At 40.9% G+C, this 13,677-nt stretch carries 12 protein-coding genes and 1 other annotated feature; of the genes, 5 read left to right on the top strand and 7 right to left on the bottom strand.

Annotated features, from left to right (window positions below; translation table 11 throughout):
• Nucleotides 1-122 precede the first annotated feature (122 nt).
• The 4 genes from lpdA to R4Z09_RS25460 are packed head-to-tail and all read left to right on the top strand — an operon-like array spanning nt 123 to nt 4,782.
• Complete coding sequence (gene lpdA, locus R4Z09_RS25475; RefSeq protein ID WP_338449486.1) at nt 123-1,475, top strand: dihydrolipoyl dehydrogenase; 1,353 nt, start codon at nt 123-125, stop codon at nt 1,473-1,475.
• A gap of 24 nt (nt 1,476-1,499) precedes the next feature.
• Nucleotides 1,500-2,447 carry a thiamine pyrophosphate-dependent dehydrogenase E1 component subunit alpha gene (locus R4Z09_RS25470; protein ID WP_338449485.1) on the top strand — a complete coding sequence of 316 codons (948 nt, stop codon included), beginning with the start codon at nt 1,500-1,502 and terminating at the stop codon, nt 2,445-2,447.
• Between the two features lie 18 nt (nt 2,448-2,465).
• Nucleotides 2,466-3,524, top strand: coding sequence for an alpha-ketoacid dehydrogenase subunit beta (locus R4Z09_RS25465; protein WP_338449484.1), 1,059 nt, complete (start codon nt 2,466-2,468; stop codon nt 3,522-3,524).
• A 13-nt stretch (nt 3,525-3,537) separates the two neighbouring features.
• A complete protein-coding gene (locus R4Z09_RS25460; RefSeq protein ID WP_338449483.1) occupies nt 3,538-4,782 on the top strand; it encodes a dihydrolipoamide acetyltransferase family protein in 1,245 nt (414 codons plus the stop codon).
• A gap of 68 nt (nt 4,783-4,850) precedes the next feature.
• Here R4Z09_RS25460 and R4Z09_RS25455 read toward each other — a convergent pair whose 3' ends face one another.
• The 7 genes from R4Z09_RS25455 to nhaC all read right to left on the bottom strand — a co-directional run bounded on the left by R4Z09_RS25455 (nt 4,851) and on the right by nhaC (nt 12,553).
• The gene (locus R4Z09_RS25455) at nt 4,851-6,752 is read right to left on the bottom strand and encodes a serine aminopeptidase domain-containing protein (RefSeq protein WP_338449482.1); all 1,902 of its coding nucleotides are present in this window, start codon (nt 6,750-6,752) and stop codon (nt 4,851-4,853) included.
• Nucleotides 6,753-7,380: 628 nt separating this feature from the next.
• On the bottom strand, nt 7,381-7,815 hold the full coding sequence (locus R4Z09_RS25450; RefSeq protein ID WP_338449481.1) for a hypothetical protein: 435 nt from the start codon (nt 7,813-7,815) through the stop codon (nt 7,381-7,383).
• Complete coding sequence (locus R4Z09_RS25445) at nt 7,790-8,767, bottom strand: DnaB helicase C-terminal domain-containing protein (RefSeq protein WP_338449480.1); 978 nt, start codon at nt 8,765-8,767, stop codon at nt 7,790-7,792. Before R4Z09_RS25445 ends, R4Z09_RS25450 begins: the two co-directional genes overlap by 26 nt.
• On the bottom strand, nt 8,737-9,084 hold the full coding sequence (locus R4Z09_RS25440; protein ID WP_338449479.1) for a DnaB-like helicase N-terminal domain-containing protein: 348 nt from the start codon (nt 9,082-9,084) through the stop codon (nt 8,737-8,739). Before R4Z09_RS25440 ends, R4Z09_RS25445 begins: the two co-directional genes overlap by 31 nt.
• A 145-nt stretch (nt 9,085-9,229) precedes the next feature.
• Nucleotides 9,230-10,012 carry a DnaD domain protein gene (locus R4Z09_RS25435; protein ID WP_338449478.1) on the bottom strand — a complete coding sequence of 261 codons (783 nt, stop codon included), beginning with the start codon at nt 10,010-10,012 and terminating at the stop codon, nt 9,230-9,232.
• A 262-nt stretch (nt 10,013-10,274) separates the two neighbouring features.
• Complete coding sequence (locus tag R4Z09_RS25430; protein WP_338449477.1) at nt 10,275-11,141, bottom strand: MBL fold metallo-hydrolase; 867 nt, start codon at nt 11,139-11,141, stop codon at nt 10,275-10,277.
• Complete coding sequence (gene nhaC, locus R4Z09_RS25425; RefSeq protein WP_338449476.1) at nt 11,138-12,553, bottom strand: Na+/H+ antiporter NhaC; 1,416 nt, start codon at nt 12,551-12,553, stop codon at nt 11,138-11,140. The genes R4Z09_RS25430 and nhaC overlap by 4 nt, the downstream gene beginning before the upstream one ends.
• 51 nt (nt 12,554-12,604) lie before the next feature.
• Nucleotides 12,605-12,795, bottom strand: a binding site (T-box leader).
• A gap of 344 nt (nt 12,796-13,139) precedes the next feature.
• Here nhaC and R4Z09_RS25420 point away from each other — a divergent pair.
• Entirely contained in the window at nt 13,140-13,391 is a 252-nt protein-coding gene (locus R4Z09_RS25420; RefSeq protein ID WP_338449475.1) for a hypothetical protein, read from the top strand.
• Nucleotides 13,392-13,677 lie beyond the last annotated feature (286 nt).

Here is a 13,677-nt window from a genome sequence, read left to right as displayed (position 1 = left end):
CAAGAAAAAATATTGTTTTGACAGCGTTTTCAACCTTTATAAAAGTTGGCACGATACTTGCATTATAAATAAGTGTAAAGAAAACATTCACTTTTAAGACGAAAGCAAGGTGATGAATAGAAATGAAAGAATTTGATCTAGTTGTCATTGGTGCAGGACCTGGGGGATATGTTTCCGCCATCCGGGCTGCTCAATTAGGCAAAAAGGTAGCGATCGTCGAGAGAAAGAAATTAGGTGGAACCTGTCTGAATGTCGGTTGCATACCTTCAAAGGCACTATTGAAACATAGTGAAATGGTTGAAGAGATTCAAAAGGCAAATAGCTGGGGGATTAAGACCGGTGAATTATCCATTGATTTTCCTAAACTAATGAAACGAAAAGACCAAGTCGTACAGACGCTGACCGGTGGAGTTGACCATCTGCTAAAGAAAAACAAGATTACTTTTTTCCAAGGAGATGCAACTGTAACAGAAGACAGAGTGGTTTCCGTCGGTGACGACAAAATGAAGGCCAGAGATATTTTATTAGCAACAGGAAGTAAACCTTTTATCCCGCCAATTAAAGGATTGGATCAAGTAAAATACTTGACTACCGATTCATTCTTTGACTTGAAAGAATTGCCGAAATCTATGGTAATCATTGGTGGCGGGGTAATATCCGTAGAGCTGGCTTTTGCCATGGCCCCACTTGGAACAAAAGTGACCATTATCGAAGTAGCTCCTGATATTCTCTTGACTGAAGACCTTGACGCACGAAAAATCATTAAAAAGCAATTACAAAGGAAAAAGGTACAAACCATTATAAAAGCTGAAATACAGGAAGTACAACAAGGAAAGGTCATTTTAGCGGACCAAGAAATTCCGTTTGATACACTTTTAGTCGCAACTGGAAGAAAACCAAATATTGAAGTGGCACTACAACTTAACCTGAAAATGGATGAATCGAATAAATTTGTGGCAGTCAATGAGTTTTATGAAACGAGCAAAAAACATGTTTATGCAGTAGGAGATTTGATCGGAGGCTATCAATTGGCACATGCAGCAAGTGCAGAAGGTCTCATTGCGGTTCAAGCCATGAATGGTGAGAAGCCTCAACCTTTAGATCAAACAGAAATTCCTAGATGCGTCTATACACATCCGGAAATCGCTTCATTTGGTCTTAATGAAGAACAAGCCAAGAATGCCGGTTATGATGTGAAAATCACCACATCTAACCTTTCAGGAAATGCGAAAGCCATTGCGATGGGAGAAACAGAAGGTTTTATCAAAATCATCTCTGATCATCGATATGAAGAAATACTAGGCGCCGTGATTGTCGGTGCCAATGCAACCGAGCTAATTGGAGAAATATTGGCCATGAAGCATTCAGAGGGTACGATGAATGAGCTAGCAAACATGGTTCATGCCCATCCGGCCATTTCTGAAGCGATTGGAGAAAATGCAAACGCTTTATTCAAACAGGCCATTCATATGTAAACAACCTATAAGGAGGAATTATAAATGGAAAAGGAAACGGTACTTTGGATATATCAAAAGATGAATGAGATTAGATTTTTCGAAGAAGATGTACACCGTACTTTCGGAAAAGGGTTAATTCCAGGATTTGTTCATTTGTATGCAGGGGAAGAAGCGGTTGCAACAGGAGTTATGGCTCTATTAGATGACGAGGACTATATTACAAGTACTCACCGTGGCCATGGACATGCCATTGCAAAAGGGTGCGATATCAATGGTATGATGGCTGAAATTATGGGGAAAAAGGATGGCCTAGGCGGCGGTAAAGGTGGATCCATGCACGTTGCCGATGTGGGTAAAGGAATGTTAGGTGCCAATGGGATTGTTGGAGGCGGTTTCGGCTTAGCGGCTGGTGCGGCACTTAGCATTAAGACATTAGGCCGTGACAATGTGGCTGTTTGCTTCTTTGGTGATGGAGCATCAAACGAAGGATTATTCCATGAGGGTCTAAACCTAGCATCCATTTTAGACTTACCGGTTATTTTCGTTTGTGAAAATAATCAATTCGGTGAAGGGACACCGTTTAGATATGCAAGTGCTTCTGAAACGGTTGCGGAAAGAGCATCAGCTTATAATATGCCTGGCGTACGTGTGGATGGCATGGATGTTGAGGCTGTATATAATGCGACAAAAGAAGCAATTGAAAGAGCGAAGTCAGGGAAAGGTCCTACCCTCATTGAATGTGATACGTATCGAAAATATGGTCACTTTGAAGGGGACGAACAAAAATACAAAACGGATAACGATCCAAATAAAGACCGTGATCCGATTATCGAACTTAGAGAAAAGGCGCTTCAAAATGGCTGGATGACAGCAGAAGAAGCCGATCGTATTGAAGCTGAAGCGAAGGAAACCATCAAAAAAGCCGTTGAATTTGCTGAAGCAAGTCCACTACCAGATTTAGAAACTTTATATACGGATATCTTTGCATAAGAATAGGAGGAATGAAAAATGACAAACAGACAAGTAACTTTTATGACTGCTATTACTGAGGCGATGTCACAGGCAATGAGAAAAGATGAAACCGTTATTTTAATTGGTACGGATGTTGCGGGTGGGGCTGAAGTCGATCATTTAGTTAAAGACGATGGCCGTTATGATGATGCATTTGGCGGTGTTTTCGGATTATCTAAGGGGATGGTAACAGAGTTCGGCCGCGGACGTGTCATTGACACACCAATCGCAGAGCATGCATATTTTGGTGCAGCAGTTGGTGCTGCTGCTACCGGTTTACGTCCGATTGCAGAATTAATGTTTAATGATTTTGTTGGATTCGCTTTGGACCCAATCTTAAACCAAGCAGCAAAGATGCGTTATATGTTCGGTGGAAAAGCAAAAATCCCTCTAACTGTCCGGACCGTCCATGGAGCAGGTGTAGGAGCAGCTGCGCAGCACTCCCAAACGTTGTATGGAATGTTTGGTGCGATTCCAGGTGTTAAAGTGGTTGTTCCTTCCAATCCATATGATGCAAAAGGGTTAATGTTAGCAGCGATTGAAGAAGATAACGTAGTTGTTTTTTCAGAAGACAAGACCCTTTATGGCATGAAAGGGGAGGTACCTGAAGAATACTATACGATTGAAATCGGAAAAGCCAATGTAACGAGAGAAGGAACAGACCTTACCATCGTGGCGATCGGTAAAATGGTGCAGGTAGCCCACACAGTGGCAGAAACCTTAGATAAAGATGGAATTTCAGTGGAAGTCATTGATTTAAGAACAGTAGCACCATGGGATGAAGAAACAGTTCTGAACTCTGTGAAGAAAACAGGTCGATTGATTGTCATGGATGAATCGAATCCACATAACAACACAGCAACTGATATTGCATCAGTCGTGGCGGATAAAGCGTTTGATTATTTAGATGGTCCGATTAAAACGGTATGTGCACCAAATACACCAGTACCATTTGCATTTAATTTGGAACAGGCCTATATTCCGGATGCAAATAAAGTGTTGACTGTTGCAGAAGAATTAATCGCTGATTTGAAAAAACAACAAGTAATGAACTAGGAGGTGAAGAGGAATGAGTGAAACAATAGTAATGCCTAAATTAGGAATGACGATGACAGAAGGTACGATTGTGGAATGGTATAAAGAAGTAGGAGACCCTGTTAATGAAGGCGAACCTGTTTTAATGATCAGTTCTGAAAAATTAAACCAAGACGTCGAAGCTCCCATTTCTGGTATTTTACTAGCAAAAAATGCAAATGTAGATGATCAATTAGAAGTAGGAGCGCCTATTGCTGTTATCGGAGAAGAAGGCGAAGCAGCTGTACCGAATGAGGGAAAGGCCGATCAGCCTGCAGCTGGCTCCGAGAAAGTGGAAGCAGTTAGTGCTAATTTGGTAAAAACAGAAGAAAAGATAGTAAAAGGCAGCCGGATTTTTATAACTCCATTAGCAAGAAAAATGGTTAAAGAGAATAATCTGGATAAGGATTTAATAAAGGGAACGGGCGGCAACGACAGAATTACAAAACGGGATATCCAACGTGTTTTAGCGAGTGGATACGATTATCAGGCAGAGTCACAAGTGGCAGCAGCCCTAGCTGTACCTGCGCCTGTTGCTAATTATGAATCCATTGGTGAAGGTCTGAATCCAATGCGAAAAGCTATTGCCCGCAATATGCGTAGAAGTTTGGGACAAACGGCTCAATTGACTTTACATCGTAAAGCAAATGCTGATAACTTAATAGACTTCCAAAAGGTGCTTCGAAACAAAATTGAGTCAGCTGATTTAGATGTCAAACTAACGTTGACAGTATTGATTGCTCGGGCAACGGTTCTAGCCTTACAAGATTTGAAGAAAATGAACTCTCACTACCAGGATGGTCAGTTGACGGAATTTGACGAGGTTCATCTAGGAATTGCAACTTCTTTGGACGATGGCTTATTAGTTCCTGTCGTTAAGGATGCACACCAAAAAACAATCGGTGCTCTTGCAAAAGAAATCAAAGAGATCTCGACGAAAGCAAGAAATGGTCATGCAAGCGGAGATTTACTAACAGGCTCAACTTTCACCATTACAAACCTTGGAGCCAGTGGAATTGAATACTTTACACCTATTTTAAATACACCAGAAACAGGTATTTTAGGTGTAGGTGCTTTCCAGGATGAATTAATTTTAGATGAAGAAGGCAAAGTGAAATCCGTTAAGAAAATACCATTCAGCCTCACCTTCGATCACCAAATAGCAGACGGGGCATTGGCGGCAGAATTCTTAAGTATCTTAATTAACTATATTGAAAATCCATATTTATTAGTTCTTTAGTAAACAAAAAAAGAGATTAACAGTAGAGAGCTTGGCAATCTATTGTTAATCTCTTTTATATTGTTGGTCTATTCATCTGATATATTCAATCGATAAAGCATTGTGACAAGGTGCGATCTTTTCATTGGCTCATTAGGCTTAAAGGTAGTAAAGTTTTTCTGAGCTTTGCCATTTTGATCTAGATAACCGTCTATAATGTTTTGGTCATATAACCATTTAACGGCTTCTTCTTCGCTTACCGTATTTCCTGTATAACTAGTAACAAGCAGAACAGCTGCTTCACCTCTAGATAGGGCTGCATTTCCCTTTCCTTTCACAGGAAGACCGTATGATTTGGCAAGTGAATAGATGTTTGCTAAAGATTCATCTTTCAAATCTGCTCCCAATTTACTTCGTAAAAAGACCCTTAAATATTCGCTTTCTGTCATTGACTGATACGGTTTCAGTACTTTTTCCTCTTCATATCCCTTTATGATCCCTTCGCTAATAGCCCAAGCAAAGGCATGTGACCAAAATAAACCTGGTTGATAATCTTTATAAATCGTTAAATCAACTGAATTTTCTTCTTTGATGCTGCCTGTTTTTACCCATTCGGCAATATCGCCGATAAATTCCTCAGGGACATTTCCTGGTGTCATGTATTCTGTTATTCCGTCTGGTTTATCTTTATAGTTGACAAGCATATGCATCATATCAGGATACAATTGATACTGGACATTCTTCCTTCCTTCTAAAGCGGACTTCCAATTTTCTAGCTGTTCAGCTGGGACTTGGATATCCTTTCCACCCTGTAAGAATAACAATGGTACATTTTGCTCTTTTATAAGCTCTGCTGGCTCGTATTCATTTAAATCAAACCACCAGTAAGGAGGCTGTAATTGGAATTCAGGAGGCAGGTTGTCTCGAGAATATTGCGGATCTTCAAGTAAAGCAATCTGGCTCTTTAACCATTCCACCTGGGCTTTGGCTGCATCGATTTGTTCCTTTGGTGCGTTCATCTTTTCAGCACGAAGAAGTGCCTGCTCCATTTGCCAAAGTAAAAGATCATGGAATTTTCCAGTTGGGCCGGCAACACCAATGGCTCCTTTTATCTCCTGGTTTTTGTCATTTTCTAATATGAGCGGTAAAGCATATCCTCCTTGACTATGGCCTAATACAAAGATATTATTGTCATCTACTTTTGGAATAGATTTCAATGCTTTTACGGCAAGATTGGCATCAAGAACCGTTTCCTCCATGATAGTAAACTTAGGGTCCATACTTGCTTTAATGGCGTGTGTGTTTGTTCTTTTATCATAACGAAGAACGGCAACTCCATGATTAGCCAGCCCTACAGCGATATCTCTGAATGGCTTAATTGCATAAAGTGTTTCGTCCATATCATTTGGCCCGGAGCCGTGTACAAGTATAACAACTGGAAATGGCCCATCACCTTTAGGGATCGTTAATACACCTGGCAATGTAAAAGATTCTTCACCAATCGTGATTTGTTTTTCTATGTAATTCTCAGGATGGTTATACTCTGGATTGATGATCTGACTCGGATCATTAGGGGCTTCTATGTGGAAATCATCCACTTTTCCATTCTGATTATAGTTAAGAACGAATAATAAAGTTCCATTCTCGGCTGTTAAAAGTAATTTTACCTTCTCATGTAACCCATTATTTTGTTTTTCTTGCAGTGTAACTGTATTGACTTTTCCATATGAGGCAAAACCCGCCCAAAGATGCGGTAATTGTTCCTTGGTTAAGTACTTTTGAAGATTTTCGCTTAATAGTGGATAGAGTGTATCCCAGTCTTGTTGCTCTGCCAGGGAAATAAATTCCTTCGCCGCTTGTTCGTAGTCTACTTGTTTCATAGATTGTTCTGCATAGACATATGGAGATGGAATAAATCCCCCAACCCCAACTGTTGTTATTCCGAGAGAACCTGCTAAAAGCCATTTTCCGATCACTGTGTGTTTTTTCACATAGATTCCTCCTTCAATGAGCTCATAGTTACTATTCGATTATCTAATGGTTATTTCCTGCGTATTTTTTAAAAGGAGGGGAGGAATATAGGCACAGACGAGAGCACTAAAAAAGCCAATTTAAAAAGGAGGCTCTGACATTATTCATTGTTAGTTTTCGTGTTGGTATGTAAATTCATAGGCGGAGAATTTCCGGCTAAAGTATAAAGTGGAGGCTTATTAGCAGATATTAACGGAGATATTCCGATTAACTGCTCTAAATAAGACAAAATCCAAAGATTTGGATAATTAAACGGAAAAACTACCTTTATTTTTAGGGAAATAGGGGTATTTACCAATTTAAACGGAATTTTTCAGTTTATTTTTTAAACATATGGAAATCAACATTCAGTTATAACAGGGCCAAAAAGAAAAAGAGGTAGGTTAACTACTATATGTAGGGGATCTACTTCTTTTTGTACTTTATGATGATGAAAATGTCCGATAGCTGTTCTAGGTATACAATTTTTTGGTTCCTGTGTTTTCTTATAGTGCGCAAAGCTTATGTTCTAATAAAATAGGTTAGACTACTTCCTGTTTTTGGTAGCCTATCAGCCATATTGGCGACTGAAGCCAGCCCCTTTACCATTCACAAAACCTCATCCCTCCGATAAACCCCAATCACAGCCGGAAACACCAAATAGTCCTTCTTCAACTCCCGAAAACTAACAAACTCATTTCCTCGCACAATCATAAAGTCTAGTGAATATTCATGACAATTTCGTGGTACGATGTTCCAGGTTCTTTTTATAAAATCAACCGCCTGCCGCGGATTCTTGGCAAAAACAAACACAAACTCATCGTCAGCGATTTTGAGAGAGTATACTTTTTCAACCGATATACAAAGATAATTCTGCTTCGTCCATTCACCGACTAGCTCGGTATCCACCTGTACATGGTCAAGAACGGTATGGGAATCGTTTGGTGAAACCAGGCCCTCCCTCAGGAGATAATAGAGGGAATGGGCCGTAAACGAATAGTCATTCTGAACAGCTTCTTCAAATAATTCTTTGATTGTCGACATCTTTGATCTCTCCCGTATTCTCGTTGTAGAATGCATGGGCTGTACTTACAGGACCGTTTCGATTTTTCGTAATAATCAGTTCTAATGCCGGGTCCTTCAGCGAGTGATCATAATATTTTTCGCGGTAAAGAAGAATAATCAAATCCGCATCCTGCTCGATACATCCGGAGTCCCGAATATCCCCCATGCTCGGGCGCTTATCTTGCCGCTGTTCAACCGCTCGATTTAGCTGGGCAAGGCAGACGACCGGGCAGTTGAAATCTTTTGCCATCGCCTTCAGGTTTTTGGAGATTTCACCGACCTGCTGATTAGCGTTGCCGCCGTATGTGTCATTCGGTGTGATAAGGACCAAATAATCAATAAACACGATTGGCTTCCTTTCAGGGAATTCATGAATTACCTTGCGCAGCTTTGCCCGCATCATCGGCACCGTTTGGCTTGATCCATCGAATTGCTGGATTCCCGTTTCGTTCAGCTTGCCTAATACCGTTGGCCAATGCTCCTTTTGCTTTTCTGTTAAAAGTTGATAAGGATCCCGCATTTTTCCGCGATTAAAGCCTCCCGTGCTGGCAATTAATCGCTTCGTAATGGTTTTGGCCGGCATTTCCAGTGAAAAGATAACCGGCAGATAGTGCTGCCAGCCGGCCTGTTTTGCCAGGTGGAGCATGACATCGGTTTTCCCCATACTCGGTCTTGCTGCAACAATCGTGAGATCCCCTTCTTGAAATCCATTTGTATAGGCATCCAGCTCCTTGATTCCTGTTAGAACGCCGGATTGTTCCGCTGCTTCGCTCCAGGGATCTTCAAAAACATCCAGAATCTCATCGCTGATGGACCGGTGATCATCGACCTTCGCTTGATCCATCATCTGTAAACCGGAGACCACTCGATCAATCTCCCAATCCTCTTTTACTGCCAATGTTAAAATGTTTCGTTTCTCCCGTTCCTCCATTGCTCGAGCACGATTTCTTCATAATCCTCAAATCGAACGGGATTGGCATAAGATAAAAGTTCCTGGACATAGGAAAGTCCGCCGTAGTGCTCAGGATCGCAATCGAGTGCAAGCGTAATTGCATCAACAGCTCTAGATAGGCTATGTATTTTTTTCATCAGCTGCATTAACAGCCTATGCCGCCCTTCCGCAAAATGTTCAGGAAGGATGATGGTGTCATGCAGCAGATGATTTTCTTTTAAAAAACTTCCCAACAGTGCCTTTTCAGCAAGACAAAGGTTCCGCGTCTCCATTTGTAATTGTTCTGCCAACATCATCACCAATCCTCTCCTTCTGTTAGGTCAATCTGAAAGCTGCGGGGAATAGCTCTGCCTTTATCGTGCTGCCAGTCTTGTCGGTCCAGTTTTCTATGTTGCACACGTCTTTTTTCATGCATCACCAAATCTTGAATGGTCCGGATCCCTAAATGAGCCCGTTGGAGAGGATGGTCCACAAATAATTCAACACCGGTTTTGAGGCCTGCTTGACTCTTTCGATCGCCTCCAAGATTAGAGATTCAGACATTTTTGATACATTGATATATGTATTGAGTATTTGAATGTGATTGGGTTTGAGTGTGAAGCCAAACACCGATTTCCAGGTTTCGATTACATCTGACCAGACCTTGTTTTGTTGTGTGTCTGTCTGTTGTTGTCTAAATAATGTGGAACAAATTGCGGAAGTATTTTCCGAACTTGAGAGAGGCTCGGAATGAGATACGGCAATAGTTTCCGATGTTGAGTGATGCTTGGAATGAAAGTCAGAATTTTTTTCCGAGGCTTGTACCTGGTTAGTAGAGTTACCGGTACAGACTTCGGAATTAGATTCTGATGATCGTGCCGGTGTCGTATCGTTTTCAGCACAGGGTGGTGAAATTTTTTCAAAAGGTTCTTCTGCTGTCTGTTGAGGTAATTGGGGTTGATCCCAGCTCTGAAAAGGAATAATCCGATAAACCGGCGCTTTTCCATGACGGGAAACATAATCAATCCGGCCTTTTTCCTTCAACTCTTTTCTGGCTTTTCGTAACGTGCGGTCTGTTAAGTTCGTTCTGATACACAACACCGACTCGGCTACTGAAAAGGTCTCAGACCCGCCCGCCTTAACATGCATATGCATTAACGCATGCCAAAGATTAATAGACGACGGCGTAAGCGGATTTAATTCCAACCAACTATAAAAAGAAGATATTTCCTGTACATAATTCATGCAGCATCCCTCACCATATGTAATATTTGATCTGAACTGCCTCCATCCTTGTTATATGGATTAGGTACATGAAAATGTCCTATGAATTTTGAAATAATAGTAGATTTTAATAGTAGTGTCATAGAAAGTTCACAAAGAAGCATGGGGACGGTTCTTCTGCTTCCAAATTGGGGGGGACGAGGAGAAGGTTTCTTGTTATAAATAATAAACAGGTCCATAATCCCGCTAAATCGGCGATATGGACCTGTTTTAATTATTTTAGTTATATCCTAAATTCCATTTCTTCTTCAGCAAGATGAAATCCTAAGTCCTCGATTTCCTTTCGTACTTGCAGCTCCGAATCAATTGCCGGATTTGAATGATTTAGATGGGTAAAATAAATCTCAGTCTTATTTGTTAAATCTTGCAGCCGTTCCATCGTTTCGACCATGAGGGGATGGGGGATTTCGCGATAATCGCGGCCAATATTCTCAAGGTCTTTGGCTGAATGAAAGGTTCCGTCTAATAAGCAGATGTCCGCTTCCTCGCAAACGGTGTGAATGTCATGACTCCACTCGTGCCAACGATCAATATCTGGAACATAGAGGACCTTCTTATTTGGTCCCTTAATCCAAAAGGCAAATGTCTCTGAAAATTCATTTCGATGCGGTACCTCAACTGGAGTAACCGTAACGAGTGGGGAAACCCGAATGTCATCTCCATCCACGATTTCTTGAACACTGATATTCCCGAGCTTGGTTAATTGACTCCAAGGGGCCTGTTCTTCTAATAGATGTTTCATTTTTGTACCTGCCATCACCGGGATTCCCTTTGCTCCGATGGCTTCTCGGCCCAAAAATAATAGACCAGGGTAATGTCCCAAATGAGCATGGGTTAAAAAGATGCTCTCCATCAGCTTTCCTTTTAAGTTATATTTCATTTGCAGCCTGGTCATTTGCTCTCTAAGGTCAGGTGTTGCATCAATTAAATGCCACGTTTGCTCATCGGGAAGGATAATCGCTAATGATGCAGCAAGGCGCCGAAGCCGCGGATTCTGAATGGCGTTTGTACAATTTTTACAAAAGCAATTTGGATGGGGCAGACCGGCATCTTGAGCCGTTCCTATTACGCTTAAGATCACCTTACTCATAGTGCAACGTCTCCTTTTTCAGTTGTTTCTTGTTCATAGTTTTTCTTTGTAATCGTCCAGCTGGTAAAACCGAATAAGATATTTATAAGCGGGACAAGGTAGGCTAAGAAGGCATACGGAATAAATTCACCTGGACTGACGCCTAGTATTCCCGCTGCAAATACGGCAGGTACGCCCCATGGAACGAGATTGATGCCAACGGTTCCTGCTGCTTCAACACAGCGGGACAGGTTTTTCGTATCAATCCCCATTCTCTTATAGTCTTTTACAAAGGTTCTCGCTGGTAAAATAATCGCTAGAAATTGTGCTCCGCTGGCAAACGCTACAATAAAGGTAGAAAGAATCGTCGTACTGATTAAGGATCCAGTCGAACGGACTTTTGACATCATTTTTTTAGTTAAAACATCAAAGGATCCGGTTTCCTCTAATATTCCCCCGAGTGCGGTTGCCAAGATTAACAAACAAACGGTTCCCAGCATGGACATGAGTCCGCCGTTATTTAACAAGGAATCCAACTCTTTTACACCAGACTCTACGTGATAACCGTTTGTCATGATTTGAATAACAGATGCCATTGATGAACCCTGAACGATCATGGCGAGCACGCCGCCTAAAATACCAACTCCCATCAAGGCAGGGATTGCTGGTGTCTTTTTAATCATCAAAATAATGGTCAAAATAGGCATCAGCAATAAGAGTGGATGAATAACAAACACAGCGTTCAAGCCTGTTTTCATTACATCAATTACCTTTGTATCGGCTCCGCTATTTGCTGTTGCCGACTGGCTAACGATCCAATATAACACGATTGAAATGATAAATGCTGGAATGGTATCCCATAGCATGTGCTTTACATGACTAAATAAATCCGTTTCGGCCATTGCCGGAGCGATATTGGTTGTATCGGATAGGGGAGATAATTTATCACCGAAATAGGCTCCCGAAATCACGGCTCCTGCCACTAGCCCTGGAGGGAAGCCAAGCCCTTCTCCGATTGCCATAAAAGCAAGTCCAATTGTCGCAATAGACGTAAATGAGCTGCCCAATGTGATCGAAATAATCCCAGTCACCAGTGCCACAATTGGTACAAACATGGAGGGATCAATAATGGAAAGACCGTAGTAAATCATAGTTGGGATGACCCCGCTGGCAATCCATGTACCAACAATAATACCAATAATCAGCAGAATAAATACGGCAGGTAATGCCCTTGCAACGCCATTTACCATCATCCTCTGGACATCATCCCAGGTCCAGCCGGCAATAATGGAAACAATGGCTGCCGCGATTACACCAATCATTAACGGAATATGCATCCCGGCTTTCCAAATGAAAATAGATAAGGCTGCAGCGCCAATCAAGGCAATGATGGGGATCAGCGACATCCCTAACGTAAGTTCTTTTTTCTTCATGTAAACATCCCCTTTGAGTAATTAATGAAATAAAAAAAGCCCCCATCCCAAAAAAGGGACGGAAGCTCCGCGGTACCACCCTAGTTAACAGATCAAAATCTGCTCGCTTGTTTAGATAACGGCCGAAACCGGAAACCAGCTCCCTATCTGTAATTCACCATACCCCTTGCCTGTTTTGCAGCCCCAACAGGTCTCTGTTTTCAAAGTTGGTATTAGTTACTTTCATAGTTCAACGCTTTTATGCTTTTGTGTAGTTAAGTATATTTAGATAATATTCTAATAGAGTATAATAAGTCAATCTTTTTATACTATTTACAAATTCTATTGTATTTTACTATTACTAAGACCATGGACCTTTTTAATACAATAATGTTCTCTATAACTTATAAGTTGTACAATAGGAAGATATGAATATTACCTAGGGAAAACGAAAACGGCTCTTAGGATTGAAGATGTATTTTCCTTCAAGGAAATTAGAAGTGGAGTAAACAAAGCTTTAGAGGAATGGCAGTTAGATGGTTTAACAAACGAGCAGTTGAATGATTTGGTCACTTGCCTCATTTCTATCCTGCAGCAGATCTCCATCATGGATAATGACAAAGAGATTGGAAAGCTCTTTTTTGCCATTTCTCAAAAACAAATCATCTTGATGGCAGATTTAGAGGTAAGCCAAAATATGTTCAAAAAGACGAATGCGGTTTTCCCTGTCTTGACTGCCAATAATCATTATCTGGATATGAAAAAGCAGGATCGATTTGATACACCTTATCTGTTTACTGATCAGGTGATTGAGATCATTAGTGTTGAAGGACAGCTGGAGATCGTAATACCGGAATAAATTTTCTTTCATATATTTAAACTTCCCAATACGCCTAAGCTACTAACAAATAATTGGTGGTGTTGGGTTGTAGTATGGTGAACCGTATCATAAAAAAATGAGGTTTTTACTAAATTTAGATTGAATGTTTTGGGGAGAAATGTACTGTAAGTGATGCAGATTTTTTAATAGGACTTACTATTAGAAGTAAGCCCTATACAAATTAATTAAAGATAAGTCTCATTTAATAGAAAAAAACTCGATTACAAAAGATATAGTATAACAATAATATAAAGATATTAAGGAG

Source organism: Niallia oryzisoli, assembly GCF_036670025.1.
Lineage (GTDB): Bacteria > Bacillota > Bacilli > Bacillales > Cytobacillaceae > Bacillus_BD > Bacillus_BD oryzisoli.
The sequence above is the reverse complement of the archived record's forward strand: the minus strand, read 5'-3'. Positions and strand labels throughout refer to the sequence as shown.

Excerpts from the sequence above, each read along its gene's own strand:
- lpdA (WP_338449486.1), top strand. The coding sequence starts at position 123 with ATGAAAGAATTTGATCTAGTTGTCATTGGTGCAGGACCTGGGGGATAT.
- R4Z09_RS25470 (WP_338449485.1), top strand. The coding sequence starts at position 1,500 with ATGGAAAAGGAAACGGTACTTTGGATATATCAAAAGATGAATGAGATT.
- R4Z09_RS25465 (WP_338449484.1), top strand. The coding sequence starts at position 2,466 with ATGACAAACAGACAAGTAACTTTTATGACTGCTATTACTGAGGCGATG.
- R4Z09_RS25460 (WP_338449483.1), top strand. The coding sequence starts at position 3,538 with ATGAGTGAAACAATAGTAATGCCTAAATTAGGAATGACGATGACAGAA.
- R4Z09_RS25450 (WP_338449481.1), bottom strand. The coding sequence starts at position 7,815 with ATGTCGACAATCAAAGAATTATTTGAAGAAGCTGTTCAGAATGACTAT.
- R4Z09_RS25445 (WP_338449480.1), bottom strand. The coding sequence starts at position 8,767 with ATGGAGGAACGGGAGAAACGAAACATTTTAACATTGGCAGTAAAAGAG.
- R4Z09_RS25440 (WP_338449479.1), bottom strand. The coding sequence starts at position 9,084 with ATGATGTTGGCAGAACAATTACAAATGGAGACGCGGAACCTTTGTCTT.
- R4Z09_RS25435 (WP_338449478.1), bottom strand. The coding sequence starts at position 10,012 with ATGAATTATGTACAGGAAATATCTTCTTTTTATAGTTGGTTGGAATTA.
- R4Z09_RS25430 (WP_338449477.1), bottom strand. The coding sequence starts at position 11,141 with ATGAGTAAGGTGATCTTAAGCGTAATAGGAACGGCTCAAGATGCCGGT.
- nhaC (WP_338449476.1), bottom strand. The coding sequence starts at position 12,553 with ATGAAGAAAAAAGAACTTACGTTAGGGATGTCGCTGATCCCCATCATT.
- R4Z09_RS25420 (WP_338449475.1), top strand. The coding sequence starts at position 13,140 with ATGGATAATGACAAAGAGATTGGAAAGCTCTTTTTTGCCATTTCTCAA.